The organism is Curtobacterium sp. 260 (assembly GCF_030803485.1).
GTDB lineage: Bacteria > Actinomycetota > Actinomycetes > Actinomycetales > Microbacteriaceae > Curtobacterium.
In genome coordinates, this window is the sequence record NZ_JAURUY010000011.1 from 84,065 (window position 1) to 107,910 (window position 23,846).

Consider the following 23,846-nt stretch of genomic DNA (forward strand, 5'->3'; position numbering starts at 1 on the left):
CCGGCGCGGGGAGGATAGGTTGGACGCATGACCTCGCTGGCCGCACCGACCCGCGTGCGGGTGCGCGCTCCCGGCAAGATCAACGTGTTCCTGTCCGTCGGCGCGCTGCAGGACGACGGCTACCACGACGTGGCGACCGCGTACCAGGCGGTGTCGCTGTACGAGGACGTCACCGCGGAAGCGGCCGACGACTTCTCCGTGCGCTTCACGGGACCGATCGACGCCAGTGCGGTCCCGACCGACGACTCGAACCTGGCGATCCGCGCCGCGCGTCTCGTGGCCGAGGCCGCCGGGCACCGGGGCGGCGTCCGGCTCACCATCGACAAGCAGGTCCCCGTCGCCGGCGGGATGGGCGGGGGATCGGCCGACGCCGCGGCGACCCTGCTCGCGTGCGACACCCTCTGGGGCACCGCCCTCGGGCGGGACGAGCTGCTGCGGCTCGCGGCCCGACTCGGCGCGGACGTCCCGTTCGCCTTCGCCGGCGGCACCGCCGTGGGGACGGGTCGCGGCGACGAGCTGAGCCCGGCGCTCGCCAAGGGGGAGTTCCACTGGGTCCTCGCGCTCAGCGAGGACGGTCTCTCCACCCCTGCTGTCTACCGGGCGCTCGACGAGCACCGGGAGCGCTACCGGGCCGACATCCGCCCGGCTCCCACGACCCCCGTCGTCGAGGCGAACGTGCTCCAGGCGCTCCGTGCCGGCGACGCGGACCTGCTCGCGGACTGCCTGCACAACGACCTGCAGGCACCCGCGATGCGGCTGCAGCCGGGGCTCGCGGCGACGATCGAGGTGGGGGAGAAGGCCGGCGCGCTCGCGGGCATCGTCTCGGGGAGCGGCCCGACGGTCGCGTTCCTGGTCGCCGACCGCGATGCTGCGCTCGAGGTGCAGGTCGAGCTCAGCGCCTCCGGGCTCGTCGCGCTCCGGGCGACCGGCCCGGTGCACGGTGCCCGCGTCGTGCACTGACCACCGGACCCGCGGTGCCGACTGACCACCGGACCTACGGTGCCGTCGGGGCTCAGTCGCGGACGAACTCCGTGATGACGACCCGACCGGTCCGCCACTTCTGCTCGACGTGGAAGCCGTGCTCGGCGAGCACCTCGGTCGTCTCCGGCTGGATGTTGCGAGCCTTCGGGGTGCCGCCGACGAACCACACGGTGTCGATGTCACCGAGGCGTGCCGGGATCGTCGACGCCAGGTCGCCGTTCTCGTTCCAGAGCACGCCCGTCTCGGCGCCGTTCTTCCGGATGCCCAGGTCGGTCATCCCGGTGAACGCCCAGGGGTAGGAGACGCGGATGATCTCCGCGGTGGACGTCGGGTGCCCGTAGACGCTGCCGAAGACCACGCCCTCGTTGGCACCGGTGTTCGCCCCACGCTCGGCGGCGATGATCGACGCGGCGTTCGCCCAGGTCGACTCCTGCTTCGACCGGGGCGTCTTGACGTCGATCGCGCTCGGGACGCTGATGACGAGGAAGAGCGCGAGCAGCGCGGCGATCAGGGCCTTCCGCCGCAGGGCGGTGATCGCGAGCGCGATGAGGAGCGCGACGAACGGCATGCTCAGCGATGCGTACTTGGGGGAGTAGAGGTGCTTGCCGAGTGCCGTCGCGGCGAGGAGTGCCCCGGTCGGCAGCAGCGCCAGCGGCAGGGCGATCCGGACCGCCTGCGCCCGGAGGAGCGCGCGGACGGTGGGGACGCGGCGGTGTGCGGCGACCAGGGACACGACGACACCGATGACGAGGAGCGTCCACGCGACCGCGGCGTACGAGTCGATCCCGCCGAACCACGAGGTGGCGAACACCTGGCGCGGCGTGCGCTGCGTGATGCCCGAGATCCACGCGACCTGCTTGGACTGCTCCGTGACCTCGAGCACGAGCGGCGACGCGAGGAGCGCGGCAGCTGCGGCGGCGATGACCCAGCGGACGAGGACGACGCGGCCCGCGAGCGGGTCACCGGTGCCCGACCGCCGGGTCCACGTGCGCGACCGGCGCTCGGCCAGCCACGTCCAGGCCAGGGCTGCCGCGTGAGCGACCACGGCGAGCGCGAGGTACACGTTGAAGCAGACGGCCAGGACCGCGAGCAGCCCGTAGGCGGTCCACCAGCGCATGCTCGACGCCCGCGTCGCGCCGGACCGGGTGCGTCGGACGGCCGTGATGCCGACGAGCGTCAGTGCGACGGCCAGGGTCGTGACGGTGGCGTAGGGGCGGCCCTCGGACCCGGCCCACTGCACGCGGGGGATCGCGAGGAACACGAGCCCGGCGACGATGCCGAGCCGACGACCACCCAGACGGCGTCCGAGTGCGACGACGAGCCCGGCGGTGACGCCGATGGCGAGTGCACTCGGGAAGCGGAGGGTGAACGGCGTGTACCCCACGAGCCAGAACCAGGCGTGGATGAGTGCGTAGTACAGCCCGTGCACCGCGTCCACGGTGTGGAGTTCGGCCCAGAGCTGCGGCCAGCTGCGCGTGGCGCTGGTGACCGTCGCGGCCTCGTCGTACCAGACCGAGGGGACCCAGGCGAAGAGCGCACCCGTGACGACGCCGAGCGCGCCCACGGTGAGCTCCGGGGTCCGGACGGCTGCGATGCGCAGGGCCGTCGACGCGGACCGCAGGCGGGTACGGACCGGCGCGACCCCGGCGGATGCGGGGACGTGGATGGTGCCGGTCTGTGGTGCAGTCACGCCCGCGACGGTAGCGCGCACGGCTGGGCGCGTGCCCCGTACCGCTGTCCCCTCCGTGAGAGTTCGCCATGCCGTAGGGTCACGGACACCATGACGACACTCCGCATCCGAGACGCCGCGCGGTACCTGGGCGTCAGCGACGACACCGTCCGGCGCCTGGTCGACGCCGGCACGCTGCCCCGTTCCGAGGACCCGTCCGGCCGCACGGTGGTCGAGGGGCGGGACCTCGCCGCGTACGTCCGCGGTCGTGACGCCGGGCTCGACGACCCGTCCGGTGTCCGCAGCTCGGCGCGGAACCGCTTCGTCGGCATCGTCACCGACCTGGTCGTCGAGGGGGTGGTCGCCCAGGTGGAGCTGCAGGCCGGCCCGAACCGCGTGGTGTCCCTGATGACCGCCGAGGCCGTCCGCGACCTCGGGCTCGAGGTCGGTTCCGTCGCGGTCGCGTCCGTCAAGGCCACGATGGTCACCGTCGAGGTGCCGGAGCAGCCGGAGCGCGCACGGTGACCACGCCCGACCCCGCCACGCCCGACCCCGCCGTGTCCGACCCCGCCGTGTCCGACCCAGCCACGCCCGACCCAGCCACGCCCGACCCCGCAGCGCTCGCCGCCCGGCGGCGGAGCACCTCGCGCACGGCCGCGCTCGACGGTGCCGGGCAGGCGGCGCTCGACGCGCTCGCCGGCGCCCGGGTCCTCGTCGTCGGAGCGGGCGGGCTCGGCGCACCCGTCCTGACGTACCTGGCCGGCTCCGGGCTCGGCCGGATCACGATCGTCGACCACGACACGGTGGACACGTCGAACCTGGCGCGACAGACGCTGTTCGCTGCCGCCGACGTGGGGCGCTCGAAGGCGGCGTGCGCAGCCGACCGGGTGCGCGGCGTCGACGCCGTCGTCGAGGTCGTCGCCCTGACCGAGCGCTTCCGCCCCGAGCACGTCGCCGACCACGACGTGGTGGTCGACGCGGCGGACAGCGTCGAGGTCACCCGTGCCGTCTCCGACGCGTGCGCCGCGGCGGGCGTGCCCTTCGTCTGGGGCACCGCGCTCGGCTACGACGGACAGGTCTCGGTCTTCCACGACGCCGCCGCCGACCCGGTCGACTTCCACGACCTCCACCCCGAGGCGCTGCCGGACGAGGGCTCCTGCGCCGCGGACGGCGTGCTGCCCGCCCTGTGCGGCGCAGTGGGCGCGGTGATGGCGGCGCAGGTCACCGCCCTGGTCGCCGGGCTCGGCGAGCCGCTGCTCGGCCGGGTGCTCACGGTGGACGCCCGTCGGTGGCGCTGGACCGAGAGCGTCCTGCGTCGCGGCCCGGGATCGGTCCGTCCCGCGGCGTCGGCGGTCGCGGAGCCGCCGCGGATCGCCCCCGCCGAGCTGGCACGACGACTCGGTGACGACGGTGCGGCCGACGTCGCCGGCGACCGGATCGTCCTCGTCGACGTCCGGACCGAGGCGGAGCGTGCGACCGGGGTGATCCCGGGCTCGCGGACCCCGGACGACCTCGGCGGCTCCGGGGCGATCGACGAACTGGTCGTCGTGTGCGCGTCCGGGAAGCGCGCCACCGCCTGGGCACGGCAGGCCATCGCGGACCGTCCGGCAGGGTCGTCGCCCGTCACCGTCCTCGACGGCGGGATCACCGCGTGGGGCCAGGAAGGCCACCCGATCACCTCCTGACCGCAGGTGCGGCTAGGATCGCCCCGTGAAGACGCTCCTGCGAACCTCTGTTGCGATCGCGCTCGTGGTCGTCGTCGGGACGAGCCTCGCCGCGTGCACGACCCGGCCGGCCACCGGCGGCGCGACGGGCACCTCGGCGAGCGGCACCGCCACGGGCAGCACGGGCCCGACCGGGTCGATCACGGTCTTCGCCGCCGCCTCGCTCCAGCGCACCTTCACGGAGCTCGGGGAGCAGTACGAGCAGCAGCACCCGGGGACCACGGTCACGTTCTCGTTCGCCGGTTCGAGCGACCTCGTCTCGCAGATCCGCAACGGCGCCCCCGCCGACGTGTTCGCCTCCGCCGACGAGGCGAACATGGCGAAGCTCGCGACGACCGACCTGGCGACGGGGTGGCCCCGCGACTTCGCGACGAACACCCTCGAGATCGCCGTCGCACCCGGCAACCCCGAGCAGGTCGCGGACCTCCGCGACCTCACCGCGTCCGACCTGCAGGTCGTCACCTGCGCCGCCCCCGTGCCGTGCGGTGCGGCGACGGCGGAGGTCGAGCGGGCCGCGGGCGTCGAGCTCCGACCGGTGAGCGAGGAGCAGTCGGTCACCGACGTCCTCGGGAAGGTCGAGTCCGGGCAGGCCGACGCCGGGCTCGTCTACGTCACCGACGTCGAGGGCTCCGGGGGGAAGGCCGAGGGCGTCCCGTTCGCGGAGTCGTCCGAGGCCGTGAACACGTACCCGATCGGTGTCCTGAAGGATTCCGCGAACCCGGAGACCGCCGCGTCGTTCGCCGCGTTCGTCCGCTCCGACGCCGGCCGCGAGGTCCTCTCGGACGCCGGCTTCGGCGCACCCTGACGACGACCACGATGCACCGGACGACCAGGACGATGACGAACAGGACCACGCTCCGCCACCAGCGGGACCCCGTGCCGTGGTGGCTCCCGGTCCCCGCGGTCCTCGGCGGCCTGTTCGTCGTCGTGCCCGTGGCCGCGATGGTCGGTCGCGTCGACTGGTCGTCGTTCGTCGCCCTGGTCACGGCACCCGCGTCGACCACCGCGCTCGGGCTGAGCCTCGGCACCGCGGCCGCCGCCACCGGGGTCGCGTTCGTCCTCGGCTACCCGCTGGCGGTGCTGTTCGCCCGCTCGACCTCCCGCTGGGTCGGGGTCCTCCGTGCGCTCGTCCTCCTGCCGCTCGTGCTCCCGCCCGTGGTCGGCGGCCTCGCCCTGCTCGCGGCCTTCGGGCGGCTCGGCGTGCTCGGCGCGTTCCTCGACGAGCACGGGCTCCGGATCGCCTTCACCACGACGGCGGTCGTGACGGCGCAGGTCTTCGTGTCGATGCCGTTCCTGGTGTCGTCGATCGAGGGCTCGCTCCGCACCGGCGGCGGTCGCGCCGAACGGGTCGCCGCCACGCTCGGCGCCGGACCGACCCGGACGTTCCTCACCGTCACGACGCCGCGCGTGCTCCCGGGCATCACCTCCGGCCTGGTGCTCTGCGGGGCGCGGGCGCTCGGCGAGTTCGGCGCCACCCTCACCTTCGCCGGCAGCCTGCAGGGGGTCACCCGGACGCTCCCGCTCGAGGTCTACCTGCAGCGCGAGATCGACCCGGACACCGCCGTCGCGCTCGCGCTCGTCCTCGTCGTGGTCGCCCTCGTCGTGATCGGGACGACGACGGTGCGCACCCGCCCGGTGACGACGTGACGGGCGGTGGAACGGGGCTCGTCGCGCACGTGCTCGTGCCCGAGCGGGACGTCGACGTGCGCCTGACGATCGGCCCCGACGAGTGCGTCGCGCTGGTCGGGCCGAACGGCGCCGGCAAGTCGACCGTCGTCGAGGCCCTCGCCGGCCTCCTCCGCACGCGCGACGGCAGCGTCGTGCTCGCGGGCCGCGACCTGACGTCCGTGCCGACGCACCGCCGCCGGGTCGGCCTGGTCGCACAACGCCCGGACCTCTTCGCCCACCGCACGGTCGCCGGCAACGTCGCCTTCGGCCCGCGTGCCACCGGGGCCGGCCGCCGGGAGGCGCGGCACCGCGCCGCCACGGCCCTCGCCGCCGTCGGTGCGTCCGGACTCGCCGACCGGTCACCGACCACGCTGTCCGGCGGGCAGGCGCAGCGTGTCGCGGTCGCCCGTGCCCTCGCGACGGAACCCGCGCTGCTGCTCCTCGACGAGCCGACCACGGCGCTCGACGTCGACGCCCGCACCGAGGTCCGCGCGGCGCTGCGCGCCGCCCTGCGCGGCCGCCCGACCCTCCTCGTCACACACGACCCGCTCGAGGCCGTCACGCTCGCCGACCGCGTCGTCGTGCTGCAGGACGGCCGCGTCGTCGAGGAGGGGCGCACCGAGGCCGTCCTCCGGCAACCGCGCACGCCGTTCTCGGCGTCCTTCTCCGGACTGGTGCTCGTCCCCGGGACGGCCACGCCGACCGGGATCGCGCTCGACGGCGGCGGTGAGCTGGCGTCCGCGACGCACACCGTGCCTCCCGGCCGACCCGCGGTCGCGGCCCTGCACCCGACCGCGGCGCGCGTGCGCCGTGACGGGCCGGGGCTGGCACGGACGGTGACCGCGGTGGAACCGCGTGACGGGCTGGTGCGGGTGCACGCGGGTGACCTGGTGGCCGACGTGACCGTCGCGTCGGCCGCGGCCCTCGGTCTGGAGCCGGGAGTGGCGGTGCGGGTCGCTGTCGACCCGGACGAGGTCAGCGTCGCCGCGCCCGCGTGACGGTGGCCTAGCCGCCGGCGAACGGGGGCATCACGTCGACGGTCGCGACGCCGTCGAGCGACGTCAAGCGGTCGCGCGTCGTGACCCCGTCGACGAGGTACGAGCACCGCTCCTGCAACGCCGTCCACCGGTCCGGATCGGCCGCCGTGACGCCCCGCAGTGCCGCATCGAGCGTCGTCGCGGCCACCGTGGTCTCGTCCTGGCCGACGGCCGCGCGGGCCGCGGCGAAGAACCGCATCGTCGTCACGGGTCAGCCTCCGATCGCACTCATGCCGCGGGACGGGTGCACGATCCCGTCCGCGTCGTCGCCGTGGTCCCGCGGCTTCGCCCACATCGCGCGTCGCCAGGTGTCGAGCAGGACGTCGTCGTCGGCGCCGGCGCGCAGGGGGCCGAGCAGGTCGACCTCGTCGTCCGAGAACAGGCAGGAGCGCACGTGTCCCTCGGCGGTCAGGCGCGTGCGGGTGCAGTCGGCGCAGAACGACTCGGTGATGCTCGCGATCACACCGACGGTGCCGAGCGGTTCGCCGTCGAGCGTCGACACGCGGTACCGCTCGGCGGGGGCGCCGTCACGCGGCGCCTCGTCGGGCTCGAGCCGGTAGTGCTCGCCGAGCAGGGCGCGGGTCTCCTCCGCCGTGACCATGGTGGCGCCGTCCCAGGCGTGCCCGGGGTCGAGTGGCATCTGCTCGATGAAGCGCAACTCGTGCCCGCGCTCGAGGCACCAGGCGAGCAGGTCGACGGCGAGGTGGTCGTTCACCCCGCGGAGCAGCACCGCGTTGACCTTGACCCCGAGACCCGCGTCCGCCGCGGCGGCGATGCCCTCGAGCACGCGGTCGAGGAACGGGCGCCGGGTGACCTCGGCGAAGACGTCCGGGTCGACGGTGTCGAGCGAGACGTTGACGCGGCGCAGTCCGGCGTCCGCCAGGGCCCGTGCGCGGTTCGCCAGGCCGATCGCGTTCGTGGTGATCGACAGTTCGACGTCGTGGGCCGAGCACCGACGGACGATGTCGACGAGGTCGGCGCGCAGGAGCGGCTCACCACCGGTGAAGCGGACCTTGCGCACGCCGAGGGTGCCGGCGGCGAGGCCGACCAGACGGTCGATCTCCGCCGCCGTCATGAGTGCGTCCGACGGGATCACGGGCAGCCCCTCCGCCGGCATGCAGTACGTGCATCGGAGGTTGCAGCGCTCGGTGAGCGAGACCCGCAGGTCGACGGCGCGCCGGGCGAACCGGTCGACGAGCCCGGGGTCGTCGACGGGTCGAGGAGGGATGGCCGGCGACTCGCTGCGCACCCGGCGCAGCAGGCCGGTCGAGGGCAGGATCCGCGCCGTCATCCCCGTGATGCTACCCCGCGTCGGTGCGGTCGCGGGTGCGGGGGTCCACGGACCGCCACCCACGGGGGTCGAGTCGTCGTCCCCAGCGCACCCAGTCCTCGCGCCGGGTGCGGACGAGCGTGACGACCACGATCACGAGCACCGCGGCGAGGAGCCACCACCGGAACGCGGGCGCCGAGGGCCAGACCCCGCGCAGGGCGATGGCGAGGTTCAGGGCCATCCACTCCCACCGACCTGAGAGGACCACGAAGGGGATGAGGAGCAGCGCGTACCAGGGGTACCGCGGGGTCACGGCGAGGAAGGTCACACCGATCATGAACACCTCGGCGGACCACGGCCGTGCGGGGTCCGCGAGGCGCCAGGACACCACGGCCGCCAGGAGCATCACGAGCCCGACGACGATCGTCGCCGCATCGCCCTTGATCACGGACGAGACCAGGGCGAACCGGGAGCCGTCCTCGTAGCCCTCCTCGGACAGGTAGCCGGGCAGGTACCCGAGGACCTTCACGCCGGTCGTGAGCACGTAGGGCACGTAGAGCAGCGCGAACGTGGCGATGCCGACGGGGACCGCCCACCAGTACCGCCACCGGCCGAGCAGGGGCGGGTAGACGATCGCCGGGATGAGCTTGGTGGCCGTCGCCGCACCGAGGGCGATCCCGCCCCAGATCGGCCGACCGAAGGCGACGAGCACGACGCCCGCCGTGGCGAGGGCGGCACCGACGACGTCGACGTGCGAGTTCGTGACCGCCTCGGACGCGACGAGCGGCGACCAGGCCCACAGTGCGGCCCACCAGGTCGGGCGGCCGACGCGACGGAGCACCGCGACCAGACCGATCGTGACGCCGAGGGAGACGAGGAGTCCCGCGACCTGGAACGGCATGTACTGCGCGGTCGCGGGCACGAACGCGCGCACACCGGCGAACCACAGCTGCGCCATCGGTGGGTAGATCGTGGTCACGTCCGGCCGGTTGATGGCGACGCAGTGCCCGTCGGCCCCGTCGCCGAGCCCCCGCATCCGCGGCTCGAGCGGCTTGCAGGTGCCGTCGATCTTGTCCGGGAACAGCCAGTCCGGGCGCAGGTCGGCCAGCGCGTTCGACTGCGGCGTGTGGGCGTACGGTGAAATGCCGGCGTGTTGCACGATGCCGTCCCAGGCGTACCGGGCAGAGTCGGTACTGGTGTTCGGCGGGCCGACGAGCGCCGCGATGCCGACCACGACCGCCCCACCGAGGACGATCCGGGTCGTCCACTCGCGGGGCACGAACCGCACGGCGACCACTGCTCCCGCGAAGACCGCCCAAGCGATGAGCGTCCAGGCAACGAATGGTGCACGATGACCGGCACGGAGGAACCCCAGATGCGTGATGCCGAAGGCGATGACACCCGCCAGCGCCAGCACGCCGACGACGGACAGGACGGTCGACACGACCGCGGTCGTCGGGACGGAGGCGGCGCGCGGTCGTCTGCTCATGGTTCCCCGAGGCTACCGATCGTGCGCCGGGTCCTGCTGGACGCACGCGCGGTCATGGCGTCCCCGAACCGCAACGCCCGCTCGGCCGTCGTCTGGGGTCGCCTGCTCGGCATCGCGTTCGTCGTCTGCTTCGGGACCGGCGTCTACAGCCACCTGCTGCAGGACCCCCTGCCGTGGATGCGCTTCCCCACCCGGCCGACGCAGCTCTACCAGTTCACGCAGGGCCTGCACATCACCGCGGGCATCGCGATCATCCCGCTGCTGCTCGCCAAGCTGAACGTCGTCATGCCCGCGCTGGCCCAGGTCCCGCCGGTGCGCGGGGTCCTGCACCTGCTCGAGCGGCTGTCGATCGCGGTGCTCGTGTCGGCGTCGATCGTGCAGGTCGGCACCGGCCTGCTGAACACGTACCAGTGGTACCCGTGGCCGTTCCCGTTCCGCCAGGTCCACTACGCCATGTCGTACCTGATCATCGGTTCGCTCGTCGTGCACATCGCGTCGAAGCTGCCCGTGATCGCGCGCTACTGGCGGGCGCGGGACGCCCACGACGCCGAGGGCCGGTTCGTCGCCGATCCGACGGTGGGCAGCGAGCTGCTGCCGGACGGCCGGGAGGCCCGCCCCGCCGTGGGTGGCCGCCCTGCGGCCGAGCAGACGGCCGGCGGCGCGTACCCCCGTGGCCTGACCGGCCGCCTGCTGCGGTGGGTGGACGGCGCGGCTGCGCCGGCTGCGCCGGCGGGCGCTGCCGAGACTCGCCCTGGCGGACAGGTTCGCGGTCTCGGGACCGCGAACACGTCCGCGGAGCCGAGTCTCGGGGACGGCGCGGGCGGGGCGGAGGCGGGTCGCGCCTCCCGGCCGGAGCACGACGACGCGCTCCCCGGACCCCGTCAGCGGATCGCCCGCCGCGGGTTCGTGGCGGGTGTGACGGCGGCGACCGTCGGCGTCGTCGCACTCACCGCGGGGCAGTCGAACCGGCTGCTCGAACCGCTCAACGTGTTCGGTGCCCGTCAGCGGCACATCGGCCCGGACGACCTCCCCGTCAACCGCACCGCTCGCGCCGCCGGGGTCCTGGCGACCGCGACCGCGGCGGACTGGACGCTGACCGTGGTCGGTCCGGACGTCACGCGGACGTTCTCGCGCGCCGAGCTCGTCGCGCTCGGCACCGCCACCGCGGACCTGCCGATCTCGTGCGTCGAGGGGTGGAGCCAGGTGGCGTCCTGGCGGGGCGTCCGGATGCGGGACCTGCTCGCGTCGGTGCAGGCCGACCCGGCGTCGCCGCTGCGGATCACGAGCCTCGAGAAGAGCGGTGGGTACCGGGTGACCGAGATGGGCCCGGAGTACGCGTCCGACCCGACGACGCTCCTCGCGCTCGAGGTGAACGGGAAGACGCTCGACCTGGACCACGGGTTCCCCGCCCGGGTCATCGCGCCGGGACGACCCGGCGTGCTGCAGACGAAGTGGATCGGGAAGATCGAGGTGATCCGATGAGGGCCGCGAGGATCGTGCTCGTCGTCGTGGGCGTGCTCGTGATGGCGTTCGGTGCGTACGTGCTCGTCACGACCGTCCGACCGAACCGCATCTGGGGCCTGGCGACGTGGCTGCTCGGCGCGGTCGTGCTGCACGACGTCGTGCTGTCGCCGTTCGTGGTCGGAGCGGGACTCCTGCTCCGTCGGACCGGCAGGACGCTCGGCGCCGGGGTGCTCGTCGTCGTGCAGACCGCGGTGGTGCTCGGGAGCGTGCTCGCCCTGGTGGTGCTCCCGGAGATCGCCGCGAAGCAGCACGGACAGAAGAACCCGACCGTGCTGCCGTTCGACTACACCGCGCGGTTGCTCGTCGTCGAGGGGCTGCTGCTCGCGGTCGTGGTGGTCGCACTCGTGGTCGGCGTCGTCCGTGCACGACGATCCCCGCGACCACTGGTTGCATCGACAATCAATGGCTAGCATGAGTGCATGACGGACGAGACGCCCTGGCTCACGCGCGACCAGCTCCGCGCGTGGATGAAGCTCGTCGCCGTCATGGAGCTCCTGCCGGCCGCACTCGACCAGCAGCTCCAGCGGGACGCCGACCTGACGCACTTCGACTACATGGTGGTCGCGATGCTGTCGGAGACCGAGTCGCGCACGCTCCGGATGTCGGCGCTCGCCGCGGCGACGAACGCGTCCCTGCCGCGCCTGTCGCACGTGGTGTCGCGGCTCGAGAAGCGCGGGCTCGTCACCCGGTGCCCCTCGGTCGACGACCGCCGGGCCACCGACGTCCGACTGACCGACGACGGGTTCGCGGCCATCGTCGCGGCGGCGCCCGACCACGTCCGGACCGCCCGACGCTTCGTCATCGACGCGCTGAGCGACGAGCAGGTCCGGCAGCTCGACGGCATCACGCGGGCGCTGCTCGGGCGGCTCGACCCCGAGGGGCGGTTCGCAGCGCTGACCTACCCGCGGTCCGACGGCGAGGTGCTGTGCGAGGAGCGTCTGACGGGTGCATCGCCTTCTGCACCGGCGGACGTGCTCTTCCGGGACGCGACTGCGGACGACACCGGGCTGCTCCGGCACGCGACGCTCGCGGCGATGAACTGGAAGGCCCCGTCCTTCGCGGACGCCGACCTCGACCGCCCCGAGTTCGCGCACTACTTCGTCGCCTTCGACCCCGCCCGCGACCACGGCGTGGTGGCGGAGGACGGCGAGGGACCGGTCGGGGTGGCCTGGGCGCGGTTCCTGCCGGCGGACGACCCCGGGTACGGGTTCGTGGCCGAGGACGTCCCGGAGCTCACGATGGCCGTCGAGGCACGCGGGCGGGGTCGGGGGATCGGCACGGCGCTGCTCGCGCGGTTGCTCGACGCCGGCCGGGCCGCGGGCTGGCCGGGTGTCAGCCTGAGCGTCGAGGACGGCAACACCGGGGCGCGGATCACGTACGAGCGGGCCGGGTTCCGGACGGTCGGGCGGAACGGGGACTCGGACACGATGCTCGTCCGGTCCTGACGTCCGGGCCGGCGCCCTGGTCGGTCTGGTCGGTTCGGTCGGTCTGGTCGGTCTGGTCGGTCTGCTCGCGTCGCGGGCGACTGGTACACCAGTAGGATCTGGCGCATGACCGACCGTGCCACGCCGTCCGACACGTACTCCTACCTCGGACCCGCCGGCACGTTCACCGAGGCGGCACTCAAGCTCGTCGAGGCCGCCGCCGGCAAGCCGTGGCGCAGCGTGAACAACGTCGGCGAGGCGCTCGACGACGTCGTGACGGGACGGTCGGTCGGAGCGGTGATCGCGATCGAGAACAGCGTCGACGGCGGCGTCAGCGCCACGCAGGACGCCCTGGCGCGGATCCCCGGCGTGCGGATCGTGGGCGAGTACCTCGTGCCCGTCGACTTCGTGCTCGTGGCCCGGCACGGCACCGCCCTGTCGGACGTGCGGACCGTGAACGCGCACCCGGTCGCGTACGCGCAGACGCACCGCTGGCTCGAGACCAACCTGCGCGGCCACGGCCACATCCCGGCGTCGTCGAACGTCGCCGCCGCGACCGCGCTGCTCGACGAGCACCCCGTCGCCGACGCCGCCGTGGCCCCGCCGGGGATCACCGACCACCACGACCTGGCGGTGCTCGCGTCGTCCATCGGCGACAACGCCTCGGCGGTCACCCGCTTCGTGCTCGTGTCACGCACGCTCGCGATTCCGGAGCGCACGGGAGCGGACAAGACGAGCGTCATCGTCGAGCTGCCGAGCGAGCACCCCGGCGCCCTGGTCGACATGCTCGAGCAGTTCGCGACGCGGGGCATCAACATGGGGCTGCTGTCCTCGCGGCCGATCGGCGACGAGCTCGGGCGCTACCGGTTCGTCATCGACCTCGACGGACACGTGCACGACGAGCGGGTCGCCGACGCCCTGCTCGGCCTGCGCCGGTTCAGCCCCCGCGTGACGTTCCTCGGGTCGTACCCGCGCGCCGACGGCTTCCGCCCGGAGGTCTCCGCGCGCTACTCGGACGAGGCGTTCGTCGAGGCACGGGACTGGCTCCGCGCGATCGTCTCCGGCGAGCCCGACGGCGAGCCCGAGCCCGAGGCCGGCTGAGCCCTGACCGAGCCTGGCTGAGCCTGAGCCCGAGCCTGGCCGAGCCCGAGCCCGAGCCTGGCCGAGCCCGAGCCCGAGCCCGGCGGAGCGGCCGGTCCGGCAGTGGCGCGACGTGCCGCCGAACAACCGGAGGCACGTCGCACCACGCTCTTCGGTGGTTCGACGTGCCTCCGGTTGTGCCGGCCGCTCTCCGTCCCAGCAGGCGCACGCCCGCCGGACGGGGGCCCGCGTCAGCTGTGGGCGTTCTCGACCCGGCGCGTGTTGCGGGTCTGGTCCTGCGGTCCGGCGACGCGCACCCGCAGCCCACCGGTGTCGATGCGCGCCTTGAACGCCACGACCTCGCCGACCGGGTCGCCGTCGATCTCGAACTCGTCCGGACGCTCGAGCCGCGCCACGAAGTCCTGACCGCGGATGTAGCGCAGCGGTCGTTCCTCGCGCGCGGCGGTGGCGATGCGCTTGCCGACCTGGGTCTGCCCGATCTTCGAGCGGCGGAACGAGCGCAGGATCGCGTTCTCCCAGAACACCCGGGCGCCGATCCGGACCCACCCGAAGAACCCGCGGGGCCGCATCACGACGATGTCGAACACGCCGTCGTCGATCTCGGCGTCCGGCAGGAGCGTCGCGCCGGCCTGCAGCATCCCGCAGTTCCCGACGATGAGCGAGTGCGCGCGCACGGACTGGTTGCCCTCGCCGTCGAGCCGGTACCGGAACTCGAAGGCGTCCGCGTCGCGGAGCGACCGGAAGAGCGAGTCGACGTAGGCGAGCCAGCCGACCTTCTTCTTCAGGTCGTCGTTCGTGTTGGCGAGCATCCGGGCGTCGAGCCCGAGCCCGGCCATGACGACGAAGCCGAACTGCTCGCGCTCACCGCCCTCGCGCTCGACCTCGAGCTCACCGAAGTCGATCGGGCGGTCCTCGCCGCGGAAGATCGTCCGGACGCTCGCACCGAGGTCGTCGATCGGCGCCGGGATGTTCCGGGCGAGCAGGTTGCCGGTGCCGCTCGGCAGCAGGGCGAGAACGGCGTCGGACCCGTGCACGACCTCGGCCACGGCACGGACGGTGCCGTCACCGCCGGCCGCTGCGACGACGTCGGCTCCGGCGTCGAGCGCGGCCTTCGCCATGCCGCCGCCCGGGTCCTCCTCCGAGGTCTCGAACCAGAGGGTCTCGGCCCAGCCGGCTTCCTGCTCGTGCTCCGCGACGGTGCGCTTCAGGGTCTCGAGGTCCACCTTCACCGGGTTGTAGACGACCGCGGCCGTCTTCTGCTCGGTGGGGAGGGCGTCCTGGCCCGCGGGCGCGGTCTCCGATGGTGTCGACATGCTGCCGACGTTACCGACGGACGCCTGCGAGCGACCGGCTGGGTCGGCGCGCACCGCCCGCGTCGGCGGCCCGACCGGCCGTACCGGCGCTCGACCGCGCGCCTCGGCGAGCGGCCCGTCCGGGTCGGCGCGGCCAGCCGCGTCGGCGACCCGCCCGTCCGGCTCAGCGCCGGTCGTGCAGTGTGACCGGGTAGCCGTCCGGGTCCGCGAAGGTGAACGTCCGGCCGAACGGGCCGTCGAACGGCGGGGTCACGATCCCGTGCCCGTCGGCGACGAGCGCGTCGTGGATCGCCTGGACGTCGGTCGCGTGGAACCACAGTGCGACGCCGAGCGCGGGCTGCCCGGCGGACAGGTCCGTCCCGGGCACGAGGTCGCGGAGCGCGAACGCGATCGGCTCGGTCTGGAAGACCACGGCGTGCGGCGGGCCGGCGGGGGAGCGGACGAGTCCGAGGTACCGCTCGTAGAACGCCTGCGAGGCGTCGAGGTCGCGGACCTGCAGCGAGGTGAAGTCGATCCCGGTGGCGGGCATGGTGTGCTCCTTCGTCTGTGTCAGATGCCTGACACGAGCAGTATGTGTCAGAATCCTGACATGCGTCAAGCGCGGATCGACCTCGACAGCTCGGTCGGCTACGTCCTGAAGGAGGCCGCCAGTGCCCTGCGCGCCGCCATGGAGGACGCCCTCCGTCCCCTCGGCATGACGGTCACGCACTACTCGTGCCTCGAACTGCTCGCCCAGCGCCCCGGCATGTCGAACTCGGACCTCGCGCGCGGCACCTTCGTCACCCGGCAGTCGATGAACACGCTCCTGCAGCAGCTCGAGCGCGACGGCATCGTCACCCGGCCGGCCACCCCGACCACGGGCAAGGTGCTCCCCACCACGCTCACCGCGGCCGGACGACGCCAACGCGAGGCGGCCAGCGCGGCGGTCCGGCAGGTCGAGCTCCGGATGACCCGGGACCTCGACGACGCGGGCCGCGCAGCGGCCTTCCGCCTGCTGCGCGGAATGGTCGCCGCCCTGCGTGACGACACGTCGGGTGCCGTGACCGACTGACGGACGGGAGGCCCGTGACTGGGCCGCCACGGGCCTCCCGTCCGGTGGTCACACGGTCCCTCTAGGATGATCCGGTGATCGATCTCCAGCTCCTGCGCGACCACCCGGACGTCATCAAGGCCTCGCAGGAGGCGCGCGGCGCCTCCGTGTCCGTCGTCGACGACGCGGTCGCCGCGGACACCGCGCGGCGCAGCGCGATCACCGCGTTCGAGGCCCTCCGTGCGGAGCAGAACGCCTTCGGCAAGACCGTCGCGAAGGCCCCGAAGGACGAGAAGGCCGCCCTCGTGCAGCAGGCGCAGGCCCTCGCCGCGAAGGTGAAGGACGCCCAGGCCGAGGTCACCTCGGCGGAGGAGGCGTTCGACCGTGTCGTCCGCTCGATCCCGAACGTGGTGCTGCCCGACGTGCCGAAGGGCGGCGAGGACGACTTCGTCACGCTCCGCACCGTCGGCACGAAGCCCGAGTTCGCCTTCGAGCCGAAGGACCACGCCGACCTCGGCGAGCACCTCGGCATCATCGACATCCCGCGCGGCGTGAAGGTCTCCGGGTCGCGCTTCTACTTCCTGCGCGGTCTCGGCGCGCGGCTCGAGATCGCGCTCATGAACCTCGGCCTCGACCGTGCGATCGAGCACGGCTTCGAGCCGCTCATCACCCCGACGCTCGTGCGTCCGGAGACGATGGCCGGCACCGGCTTCCTCGGCGAGCACGCGGCCGAGGTCTACCGGCTCGAGGCCGACGACCTGTACCTGACCGGCACGAGCGAGGTCGCCCTCGCCGGGTTCCACGCCGACGAGATCCTCGCCTTCCCCGAGGGCGAGGGCATCCGCTACGCCGGCTGGTCGACCTGCTACCGGCGCGAGGCCGGTTCGGCGGGCAAGGACAACCGCGGCATCCTCCGCGTGCACCAGTTCAACAAGCTCGAGATGTTCGCGTACGTGCTCCCGGAGCAGGCCGAGGCGGAGCACCAGCGCCTGGTCGCGATGCAGGAGTCGATGATGCAGGACCTCGGCCTGCACTACCGCGTGATCGACGTCGCCGGCGGTGACCTCGGCACGAGCGCCGCACGCAAGTACGACATCGAGGCGTGGGTCCCGACGCAGGGCACCTTCCGCGAGCTCACGTCGACCTCGAACTGCACGACGTTCCAGGCCCGTCGCCTCGACACCCGCTACCGCACGTCGACCGGGAAGACGGCGCCGGTCGCCACGCTGAACGGCACGCTCGCGACCACCCGCTGGATCGTCGCGATCCTCGAGACCCACCAGCAGGCCGACGGGTCGGTGGTCGTGCCCGAGGTGCTGCGGCCGTACCTGGGCGGCGTCGAGGTCATCGAGCCCCGATGAGCGCGCACGAGCGGTTCGTCGACGGGTCGGCGCAGGGCGGCGGCTCCGGCGCCGGTGCGTCCGGCTCGGGCTCGGTCGCTGCCGGCGGCGCTGTCGCTGGTGCTGCCGGCGGTGCTGCCGCGTCTCCGCGGACGAAGCGCTGGCTCGTCGCGCTCGACGTGGACGGCACGACGATGCGCGAGGACGGTGTCATCACGGACACGGTGATCGACGCCGTCCGCGACGCCGAGGCCGCCGGGCACGAGGTCATGCTCTCCACCGGACGCAGCGAGGGCATGACGATCCCGCTGCTCGAACGCCTGGGCCTGCGCTCGAAGTACGTCGTGTGCGCCAACGGCGCGCTGACCCTCGCCCGCCAGGACGACGGGTCCTACCGCCGGGTCCACGTCGAGCGCTTCGACCCGACCGAGGTCCTGCAGGTCATCCACGGTGCCCTCGCGAACGCGGCGTTCGGCGTCGAGGACGAGACCGGCCACTTCCTGCTCTCCGGCAACTTCCCCGACGACACGATGACCGTCGCCGGCGAGCACGTGCCGTTCGAGCAGCTGCTCGGGACCGAGGCCACCCGCGTCGTCGTCATCTCGCCGGGACACGACACCGAGGACTTCCTGCAGGTCGTCGAGCGCATGGGGCTGCAGAAGGTGTCGTACTCGGTCGGCTGGACGTCCTGGCTCGACATCGCTCCCGAGGGCGTGACGAAGGCCACCGCGATGGAGCGCGTCCGCGAGTGGCTCGACATCCCACGCTCCCGCGTCATGGCGGCGGGTGACGGGCGGAACGACATCGACATGCTGCGCTGGGCGTCGACCTCGGGCCGCGGAGTCGTCATGGGGCAGGCCCCGGACGACGTCGTCGACGCGGGCAACGAGCTGACCGGCGGGGTCACCGACGACGGGCTCGCCGCGGCACTCGACGCGCTGCCGCGCTGACGGACGGCAGGTTCGCTAGACTGCCCGGGACGCGATCACGTCTCGCCACGTGGTCGCGTCACGGAGGGTTGTCCGAGCGGCCGATGGAGCCTGTCTTGAAAACAGGTGGGCAGCAATGTCTCGTGGGTTCGAATCCCACACCCTCCGCACATGAGCACCGGGACCCGCCTCCGACTGATCGAGCTGTCCGATGCAGCCGAGCTCGCCGCGATCGTCCGCGCGAGCGCCGATCACCTGCGGCCGTTCGAGCCGACGCGGCCGGACAGCTACTTCACCGAGGCCGGGCAGCGCGCGACCATCGGTGTCCTGCTCGCCGCCGCGCAGAACGGCTCGGTTCCCTTCGTGATCATGGGAGATGACGACGAGTTGCTCGGACGGATCACCCTGAGCGGTGTGACCCGGGGCGCCCTGCAGTCGTGTGCGCTCGGGTACTGGGTCCGTGCCGACCGGACGCGGCAGGGGCACGCGACCCGTGCGGTCGGGCTCGCGCTGGACCACGCGTTCCGGGAGCTCGGGCTGCACCGGGTCCAGGCAGAGACCCTCCCGGAGAACACCGGCTCGCAGCGGGCGCTCGAGCGGAACGGCTTCGAGCGGTACGGGTTCGCGCCGAAGTACATCCGGATCGCCGGCGAGTGGCGCGACCACGTCATGTTCCAGGTGCTCGCGCCGGACGCCTGACGCACGGACGTCCGAGCAGTACGCGTGCGGCGCCCGCTTCCCGCTGCGCGGCGCCCGCTGCCCGCTGCCCGCTGCACAACGCGGAGCACCTCGCGCCGTGGAACGACGTGGCGCGACGTGCTCCCCGTTGTGCGCGGGCGTGTCGAACCACGACCCCGATGTCGAGCCAGTGCGCGGTCGTCAGGGGGTGTACGGGGCGTCCGGCCACGGCACGACGAGCGCACCGCCGGTGAGAGCGAGCGAGCACGCGAGCCCGACCCCGGAGCCGACCACGAGCCCGAGGACCGCGAACCGCGCCGCCGACGCCCCGCCGTGGCGAGCGAGGTGCGCGGCCATCAGCAGCAGGAGGAACCCCACCACGTGGCCGACGACGAGTCCGACGAGTCCGAGGGGGATGCCGGGGTTCGCTCCCGATCGGTCGGGGGTCGCGCCGCGGGTGGCCTCCTCCGATGCCAGGAACAGCCACAGCCACGAGCAGGCCCCGCCGAGGACGCCGAGCCCCACGGTCGCCCAGTAGAGCGCGACCCAGCCCGGTCGCGTCCACCCCGACCGTTCGTCCGTGCCGACCGTCGCCCCCGCTGTCATCGGGGCAGCCTAGCGCGCCGCTGCACGCCGCACGCCGCACGCCGCACGCCGCACGCTGCGCCTCGCGCTGCACGCTGCACAACGGGGACCACGTCGCGCCGTGGAACGACGTGGCGCGACGTGCTCCCGGTTGTGCGCGCGCACGTCGAACCACGATCCCGCCGTCGAACCACGATCCCGCCGTCGAACCACGATCCCGTCGAACCACGATCCCGCCGTCGAACCACGATCCCGACGTCGAACCATCCCGGGTGGCTGGTTCGACGTCGGGAACGTGGTTCGACACGGAGGCGCCCCGCGCCCGCCGCTCAGGGGCGGGCGCCGAGCGCGGCGAGCTCCGCACGGGTGCGGGCACCGTGCTTCCGGAGCAGGTTCGCCACGTGGTACTTGACCGTGTTCGGACTGATCCCGAGCCCCTCGGCGATCTCCCGGTTCCCGACGCCGGTCACCACGAGCCGCAGCACGTCGCGCTCCCGTTCGGTCAGGTCGGTGTCCTCCGGCAGGTCGGTCGCGCCCGGCGCCGGGTCGAGGGGGAGCGAGATGTCCAGGGTCGAGCCCCAGCCCGGCGTGGAGTCGACGTGCATCGTGCCGTCGAGGGCGACGACCCGCTCGGCGATCGGGCGGACGGCATCGTCGTGCGTGTCGAGGGTGCCGGCACCGTCGTCCCGGAGCTGCATGAGCAGGTTGCGCCCGTCGCAGTCCCACTGGATCCGGACGCGTCGGGCGACCCCGCCGTCGACCAGGGCGAGCACGGCCGTGCGGACGATCGCTCGTGCGCTGTGCGCGACGTCCCCGGGCAGAGCCCTGCCGGTCGCCGGCGGCTCGACGAACTGCACGTCGAGGTCACCGAACCGGACCAGCGGGCGGAGGTCGGCCCGCAGCCGTGAGAACGCCCCGGTGACGGGTTCGAGCAGGGTGCTCCGCTGCCGGTCGGTCACGGTCCGGAGCTCGACGAGTGCGGCCGAGGCGATCTCGACGGCCTCGGCACGGGCGGCGGCGTCGGACAGGCGGTTCGCGCGCAGGGCGGCGAGCACCGACTCGAGGGTCAGCGCATGGCGGTCGGCCTGCTCCGCCACCGTCCGGGCGTGCTCCGACGCCGCGATCCGGCTGGCTGGTGCGTCCGGTTCCGTTTCCACGAGGACCGAACGTACCGGTCCCACCCGGACGGACGGTCCCACCCGATCGGGTGGGTGGACCGCCTGCCCGGGCAGCGGCGCGATCGACCCCGCGCGAGGAGCATCGGAGTCATGGCCACCACGACGACCGCCGACGCCCTCGGACTGATCGGCGACGAGCTCCAGGAGCTGATTGCGACCGTTCGCCGCGCCGACCAGGCGCCCTTCGAGCGCGGCCTCGACCTGCTGTCCGGTGCCGAGCGCGTGTTCGTGCACGGCGCCGGACGGTCCGGCCTCGCGCTCCGGATGACCGCCATGCGCCTCATGCACCTCGGGCTCGACGTGCACGTCGTCGGCGAGGTCACGACGCCCGCGATCCGGCGGGGCGACCTGCTGCTCGTCGCGAGCGGCTCGGGCACCACCGGCGGCATCGTGCAGGCAGCCCGGACCGCGACCGAGGTCGGAGCGCAGGTGCTCGCCGTCAGCACGACGGACGACTCTCCGCTGTCCGAGGTCGCCGACACCACGCTCGTCCTGCCCGCCGCCACGAAGACGGACCGCTCCGGCACGGCCTCGGCGCAGTACGCGGGCGGCCTGTTCGAGCAGGGCGTCGCGCTCCTCGGGGACGCCCTGTTCCACGCGCTCTGGCAGCGCAGCGGGCACTCCGCCGACGACCTGTGGCCGCGGCACGCCAACCTCGAGTGAACCGACCGTGACGCCGCCGGTGCCACCCGAGCGCGCCACCGAGACCCCCACGAACCACCACCGGAAGGACACCACCATGCAGCTCCAGTTCGCCATGGACACCCTGACCACCGAGGCCGCCCTCGACCTCGCCGGCAAGGCCGCGCCGTACGTCGACGTCATCGAGCTCGGCACCCCGCTGATCAAGAGCGCCGGCCTCTCCGCGATCACCGCGATCAAGGAGGCGCACCCGGACAAGGTCGTCTTCGCCGACCTCAAGACGATGGACGCCGGCGAGCTCGAGGCCGACATCGCCTTCACGGCCGGTGCCGACCTCGTCACCGTGCTCGGCGTCGCGGGTGACTCCACCATCGCCGGTGCCGTGAAGGCCGCGAAGGCGCACGGCAAGGGCATCGTCGTCGACCTGATCGGCGTGCCCGACAAGGCCGCCCGCGCGACGGAGGTCGTCGCGCTCGGCGCCGAGTTCGTCGAGATGCACGCCGGCCTCGACGAGCAGGCCGAGGAGGGCTTCACCTTCGAGACGCTGCTGCGCGACGGCGAGGCCTCGGGCGTCCCGTTCTCGGTCGCCGGCGGCATCACCACCGACACGATCGAGGCCGTGCAGGCCTCGGGCGCCCGCATCGCGGTCGCCGGCAGCGCGATCTACAGCGCCGACGACGTGGCCGCCGCCGCGTCCGCGCTCCGCGACGCGATCTCGGAGCCCGCCTCCGCCTGATCCGGACCACCTGACGGACGGGAGGCCCGTGGCGACACCGCCACGGGCCTCCCGTCCGTCAGTCGGCACGGCGACGGAACGTCGTGACCAGTGCGTCGACCAGCAGGAACCCGAGCAGGGTGACCCCGACGACGGGCAGCAGCAGCGCGAGGCCGACGGCGGCGACGACGACCGCGGCGGTGCCCCACCACGGAGCCCTGGCCAGCGCACCCGCGGCGGGCGCGCGACCCGCACGCGCACCGGTGGGACGCCGCTGCCACCACATGAGGTAGCCGAACACGACCATCGCCGCGATCCCGAGCGCCGCGAGCAGCAGCACGACCTGGTTCGCCAGGCCGAACAGCGCGCCCATGTGCGTGTTGATGCCGAGCTTGGCGGCCTTCGCCATGAGCGGGTAGTCGCCCCAGGTGACCCGCGACACCGCCGTCATCGTGCCCGGGTCCACCGCGACCGCGTTCATCGCGACCGGCCAGCTGAGCTTGATCTCCTCGACGGTCCACGCCGTATCGGCGGCCGCCGGCGGACGGATCCGGACCTCGGCCGCGCGGACACCGGAGTCGCGGGCGACCGCGAGCACCTCGTCGAACTGCTCGGGCGTCGTCGTCGGGGAGCCCATCGGCATCGAGCCACCGCCGTGGTGCCCGGCGTGTTCCCCGCCCGACGTCGCCGACGAGCCGTCGAGTGCGGTGTCGACCGTCGGCGCCCGCCAGCTGAGCGTCGAGCGGAGCGCGCTGACGTTGTCGCCCGCGAAGTGCGACCAGGTGATGCCGGTGGCCGACAGGAAGAGCGCGCCGAGGAGCACCCACGCGCCCGTCGCGGCGTGCCAGGAGAACGTCCGCCGGTACCCGGTCGCACGGTTGTCCGGCAGCACGAGGTCGCGCTTCCGTCGTGCGCGCCGGAGGCGGAACGCCCCGAGGCCGATGCCGCTGAGCGACACGATGCCGAGCCACGACGCCGCGGTCTCGCTGTAGAGCCGCCCGACGTCGCCCAGGAACAGGCTGCGGTGCACGGTGCTGATCCACGTGCGGAAGGGGAGCGACCCCGACGTGCCGTACACCGGCAGGTCCCCGCGCACGGCGGCGTCGCCCGGGTCGACGAACACCGCACGGGTCTGGGACTCGAGCAGGCCCTCCTCGGTGAACATCACGCGCGTGGTGGTGCCGGGCGTGGGGGCCGGGCGGACCTCGGCGACGGTGTCGTCCGGGTGGTGGCGGGCCACGTAGCGCTCCGCGGCTGCGACCTGGTCGGCGAGGGGGAGCGCAGGCGCGGACGACGGCGCCGTGAGCTCCTGCCGGTACACGCCCTGCTCGACGGTCGGTGCGACGGCGTACACGGCTCCGGAGAGCGCCGCCACCAGGACGAACGGGCCGACGAAGAGCCCGGCGGTGAAGTGCAGGCGGAGGAGGAGTTGGGCGAACCAGCCGCGGGACGGAGGCGGGGCGGTGACGGGCATCGGAGCGCAGGGTCCTGTCGGGCTGTCGGGCTGTCGGGCGGAGGTGCGGCACCGTGCCGCACGAGCGCTCACTCT

The 23,846-nt window shown here is 73.5% G+C and carries 25 protein-coding genes and 1 tRNA gene; 17 read left to right on the top strand and 9 right to left on the bottom strand.

The window, feature by feature from the left end; all coding sequences use genetic code 11:
- The first annotated feature begins 27 nt into the window (after positions 1-27).
- Positions 28-960 carry a 4-(cytidine 5'-diphospho)-2-C-methyl-D-erythritol kinase gene (locus J2X59_RS12635; protein ID WP_326496914.1) on the top strand — a complete coding sequence of 311 codons (933 nt, stop codon included), beginning with the start codon at positions 28-30 and terminating at the stop codon, positions 958-960.
- A 52-nt stretch (positions 961-1,012) separates the two neighbouring features.
- Here the strand turns inward: J2X59_RS12635 and J2X59_RS12640 are convergent, their stop codons facing one another.
- Entirely contained in the window at positions 1,013-2,671 is a 1,659-nt protein-coding gene (locus tag J2X59_RS12640) for a glycosyltransferase family 39 protein (protein WP_326496915.1), read from the bottom strand.
- Positions 2,672-2,761: 90 nt separating this feature from the next.
- Here J2X59_RS12640 and J2X59_RS12645 point away from each other — a divergent pair, with 90 nt between their 5' ends.
- From J2X59_RS12645 to J2X59_RS12665, 5 genes are read left to right on the top strand one after another with little or no spacing between them, the layout of a single operon-like run.
- Positions 2,762-3,175 (top strand): TOBE domain-containing protein, encoded by a 414-nt coding sequence (locus J2X59_RS12645; RefSeq protein WP_066655894.1) that lies wholly within the window; start codon positions 2,762-2,764, stop codon positions 3,173-3,175.
- Positions 3,172-4,335 (top strand): ThiF family adenylyltransferase, encoded by a 1,164-nt coding sequence (locus J2X59_RS12650; RefSeq protein ID WP_326496916.1) that lies wholly within the window; start codon positions 3,172-3,174, stop codon positions 4,333-4,335. Before J2X59_RS12645 ends, J2X59_RS12650 begins: the two co-directional genes overlap by 4 nt.
- A gap of 25 nt (positions 4,336-4,360) precedes the next feature.
- Positions 4,361-5,179, top strand: coding sequence for a molybdate ABC transporter substrate-binding protein (gene modA, locus J2X59_RS12655; protein WP_326496917.1), 819 nt, complete (start codon positions 4,361-4,363; stop codon positions 5,177-5,179).
- A 32-nt stretch (positions 5,180-5,211) separates the two neighbouring features.
- Positions 5,212-6,021: an ABC transporter permease gene (locus J2X59_RS12660; RefSeq protein WP_326496918.1), complete on the top strand. Its 810-nt coding sequence runs from the start codon at positions 5,212-5,214 to the stop codon at positions 6,019-6,021.
- Entirely contained in the window at positions 6,018-7,040 is a 1,023-nt protein-coding gene (locus J2X59_RS12665; RefSeq protein WP_326496919.1) for an ABC transporter ATP-binding protein, read from the top strand. The genes J2X59_RS12660 and J2X59_RS12665 overlap by 4 nt, the downstream gene beginning before the upstream one ends.
- 7 nt (positions 7,041-7,047) lie before the next feature.
- Here the strand turns inward: J2X59_RS12665 and J2X59_RS12670 are convergent, their stop codons facing one another.
- From J2X59_RS12670 to J2X59_RS12680, 3 genes are read right to left on the bottom strand one after another with little or no spacing between them, the layout of a single operon-like run.
- Complete coding sequence (locus tag J2X59_RS12670; protein ID WP_326496940.1) at positions 7,048-7,278, bottom strand: MoaD/ThiS family protein; 231 nt, start codon at positions 7,276-7,278, stop codon at positions 7,048-7,050.
- 12 nt (positions 7,279-7,290) lie between these two features.
- On the bottom strand, positions 7,291-8,370 hold the full coding sequence (gene moaA, locus J2X59_RS12675; RefSeq protein WP_326496920.1) for a GTP 3',8-cyclase MoaA: 1,080 nt from the start codon (positions 8,368-8,370) through the stop codon (positions 7,291-7,293).
- 10 nt (positions 8,371-8,380) lie between these two features.
- Positions 8,381-9,838: a glycosyltransferase 87 family protein gene (locus J2X59_RS12680; RefSeq protein ID WP_326496921.1), complete on the bottom strand. Its 1,458-nt coding sequence runs from the start codon at positions 9,836-9,838 to the stop codon at positions 8,381-8,383.
- Between the two features lie 21 nt (positions 9,839-9,859).
- On the opposite strand from J2X59_RS12680, the gene J2X59_RS12685 reads away from it, so the two are divergent.
- The 4 genes from J2X59_RS12685 to pheA all read left to right on the top strand — a co-directional run bounded on the left by J2X59_RS12685 (position 9,860) and on the right by pheA (position 13,887).
- On the top strand, positions 9,860-11,320 hold the full coding sequence (locus J2X59_RS12685; RefSeq protein WP_326496922.1) for a molybdopterin-dependent oxidoreductase: 1,461 nt from the start codon (positions 9,860-9,862) through the stop codon (positions 11,318-11,320).
- Complete coding sequence (locus J2X59_RS12690) at positions 11,317-11,772, top strand: hypothetical protein (protein ID WP_326496923.1); 456 nt, start codon at positions 11,317-11,319, stop codon at positions 11,770-11,772. Before J2X59_RS12685 ends, J2X59_RS12690 begins: the two co-directional genes overlap by 4 nt.
- A gap of 9 nt (positions 11,773-11,781) precedes the next feature.
- Positions 11,782-12,807, top strand: coding sequence for a bifunctional helix-turn-helix transcriptional regulator/GNAT family N-acetyltransferase (locus J2X59_RS12695; RefSeq protein ID WP_326496924.1), 1,026 nt, complete (start codon positions 11,782-11,784; stop codon positions 12,805-12,807).
- Between the two features lie 105 nt (positions 12,808-12,912).
- On the top strand, positions 12,913-13,887 hold the full coding sequence (gene pheA / locus J2X59_RS12700) for a prephenate dehydratase (RefSeq protein ID WP_326496925.1): 975 nt from the start codon (positions 12,913-12,915) through the stop codon (positions 13,885-13,887).
- Between the two features lie 230 nt (positions 13,888-14,117).
- Here pheA and J2X59_RS12705 read toward each other — a convergent pair whose 3' ends face one another.
- The gene (locus tag J2X59_RS12705; RefSeq protein WP_326496926.1) at positions 14,118-15,200 is read right to left on the bottom strand and encodes a diacylglycerol/lipid kinase family protein; all 1,083 of its coding nucleotides are present in this window, start codon (positions 15,198-15,200) and stop codon (positions 14,118-14,120) included.
- Positions 15,201-15,363: 163 nt separating this feature from the next.
- Positions 15,364-15,729, bottom strand: a complete 366-nt coding sequence (locus J2X59_RS12710; protein ID WP_326496927.1) for a VOC family protein — start codon at positions 15,727-15,729, stop codon at positions 15,364-15,366.
- A 60-nt stretch (positions 15,730-15,789) separates the two neighbouring features.
- On the opposite strand from J2X59_RS12710, the gene J2X59_RS12715 reads away from it, so the two are divergent.
- From J2X59_RS12715 to J2X59_RS12735, 5 genes are all read left to right on the top strand, one after another.
- Positions 15,790-16,251, top strand: a complete 462-nt coding sequence (locus tag J2X59_RS12715) for a MarR family winged helix-turn-helix transcriptional regulator (RefSeq protein ID WP_326496928.1) — start codon at positions 15,790-15,792, stop codon at positions 16,249-16,251.
- A 74-nt stretch (positions 16,252-16,325) separates the two neighbouring features.
- The gene (gene serS / locus J2X59_RS12720) at positions 16,326-17,591 is read left to right on the top strand and encodes a serine--tRNA ligase (protein ID WP_326496929.1); all 1,266 of its coding nucleotides are present in this window, start codon (positions 16,326-16,328) and stop codon (positions 17,589-17,591) included.
- On the top strand, positions 17,588-18,520 hold the full coding sequence (locus J2X59_RS12725; protein ID WP_326496930.1) for an HAD family hydrolase: 933 nt from the start codon (positions 17,588-17,590) through the stop codon (positions 18,518-18,520). The genes serS and J2X59_RS12725 overlap by 4 nt, the downstream gene beginning before the upstream one ends.
- Before the next feature lie 62 nt (positions 18,521-18,582).
- A tRNA-Ser gene (locus tag J2X59_RS12730) sits at positions 18,583-18,667 on the top strand.
- A 3-nt stretch (positions 18,668-18,670) separates the two neighbouring features.
- Positions 18,671-19,198, top strand: coding sequence for a GNAT family N-acetyltransferase (locus J2X59_RS12735; protein ID WP_326496931.1), 528 nt, complete (start codon positions 18,671-18,673; stop codon positions 19,196-19,198).
- 180 nt (positions 19,199-19,378) lie between these two features.
- Here the strand turns inward: J2X59_RS12735 and J2X59_RS12740 are convergent, their stop codons facing one another.
- Both J2X59_RS12740 and J2X59_RS12745 read right to left on the bottom strand, forming a co-directional pair.
- Positions 19,379-19,783 carry a hypothetical protein gene (locus tag J2X59_RS12740; RefSeq protein WP_326496932.1) on the bottom strand — a complete coding sequence of 135 codons (405 nt, stop codon included), beginning with the start codon at positions 19,781-19,783 and terminating at the stop codon, positions 19,379-19,381.
- A gap of 308 nt (positions 19,784-20,091) precedes the next feature.
- A complete protein-coding gene (locus J2X59_RS12745) occupies positions 20,092-20,919 on the bottom strand; it encodes a helix-turn-helix transcriptional regulator (RefSeq protein WP_326496933.1) in 828 nt (275 codons plus the stop codon).
- 111 nt (positions 20,920-21,030) lie between these two features.
- Between J2X59_RS12745 and hxlB the strand changes: the two genes are divergently transcribed.
- Together hxlB and hxlA are read left to right on the top strand one after the other, a co-directional pair.
- Entirely contained in the window at positions 21,031-21,603 is a 573-nt protein-coding gene (hxlB, locus tag J2X59_RS12750) for a 6-phospho-3-hexuloisomerase (RefSeq protein ID WP_326496934.1), read from the top strand.
- A 76-nt stretch (positions 21,604-21,679) separates the two neighbouring features.
- Positions 21,680-22,318, top strand: a complete 639-nt coding sequence (hxlA, locus tag J2X59_RS12755) for a 3-hexulose-6-phosphate synthase (protein WP_326496935.1) — start codon at positions 21,680-21,682, stop codon at positions 22,316-22,318.
- 58 nt (positions 22,319-22,376) lie between these two features.
- On the opposite strand, the gene J2X59_RS12760 is transcribed toward hxlA, so the two are convergent.
- The gene (locus tag J2X59_RS12760; protein ID WP_326496936.1) at positions 22,377-23,771 is read right to left on the bottom strand and encodes a PepSY-associated TM helix domain-containing protein; all 1,395 of its coding nucleotides are present in this window, start codon (positions 23,769-23,771) and stop codon (positions 22,377-22,379) included.
- Between the last annotated feature and the right edge of the window lie 75 nt (positions 23,772-23,846).

Coding starts and splice junctions, on each gene's coding strand:
- J2X59_RS12635 (WP_326496914.1), top strand. CDS start 28: ATGACCTCGCTGGCCGCACCGACCCGCGTGCGGGTGCGCGCTCCCGGC.
- J2X59_RS12645 (WP_066655894.1), top strand. CDS start 2,762: ATGACGACACTCCGCATCCGAGACGCCGCGCGGTACCTGGGCGTCAGC.
- J2X59_RS12660 (WP_326496918.1), top strand. CDS start 5,212: ATGACGAACAGGACCACGCTCCGCCACCAGCGGGACCCCGTGCCGTGG.
- J2X59_RS12670 (WP_326496940.1), bottom strand. CDS start 7,278: ATGCGGTTCTTCGCCGCGGCCCGCGCGGCCGTCGGCCAGGACGAGACC.
- moaA (WP_326496920.1), bottom strand. CDS start 8,370: ATGACGGCGCGGATCCTGCCCTCGACCGGCCTGCTGCGCCGGGTGCGC.
- J2X59_RS12680 (WP_326496921.1), bottom strand. CDS start 9,838: ATGAGCAGACGACCGCGCGCCGCCTCCGTCCCGACGACCGCGGTCGTG.
- J2X59_RS12690 (WP_326496923.1), top strand. CDS start 11,317: ATGAGGGCCGCGAGGATCGTGCTCGTCGTCGTGGGCGTGCTCGTGATG.
- J2X59_RS12695 (WP_326496924.1), top strand. CDS start 11,782: ATGACGGACGAGACGCCCTGGCTCACGCGCGACCAGCTCCGCGCGTGG.
- pheA (WP_326496925.1), top strand. CDS start 12,913: ATGACCGACCGTGCCACGCCGTCCGACACGTACTCCTACCTCGGACCC.
- J2X59_RS12705 (WP_326496926.1), bottom strand. CDS start 15,200: ATGTCGACACCATCGGAGACCGCGCCCGCGGGCCAGGACGCCCTCCCC.
- J2X59_RS12710 (WP_326496927.1), bottom strand. CDS start 15,729: ATGCCCGCCACCGGGATCGACTTCACCTCGCTGCAGGTCCGCGACCTC.
- J2X59_RS12715 (WP_326496928.1), top strand. CDS start 15,790: ATGCGTCAAGCGCGGATCGACCTCGACAGCTCGGTCGGCTACGTCCTG.
- J2X59_RS12725 (WP_326496930.1), top strand. CDS start 17,588: ATGAGCGCGCACGAGCGGTTCGTCGACGGGTCGGCGCAGGGCGGCGGC.
- J2X59_RS12735 (WP_326496931.1), top strand. CDS start 18,671: ATGAGCACCGGGACCCGCCTCCGACTGATCGAGCTGTCCGATGCAGCC.
- J2X59_RS12740 (WP_326496932.1), bottom strand. CDS start 19,783: ATGACAGCGGGGGCGACGGTCGGCACGGACGAACGGTCGGGGTGGACG.
- hxlB (WP_326496934.1), top strand. CDS start 21,031: ATGGCCACCACGACGACCGCCGACGCCCTCGGACTGATCGGCGACGAG.
- hxlA (WP_326496935.1), top strand. CDS start 21,680: ATGCAGCTCCAGTTCGCCATGGACACCCTGACCACCGAGGCCGCCCTC.
- J2X59_RS12760 (WP_326496936.1), bottom strand. CDS start 23,771: ATGCCCGTCACCGCCCCGCCTCCGTCCCGCGGCTGGTTCGCCCAACTC.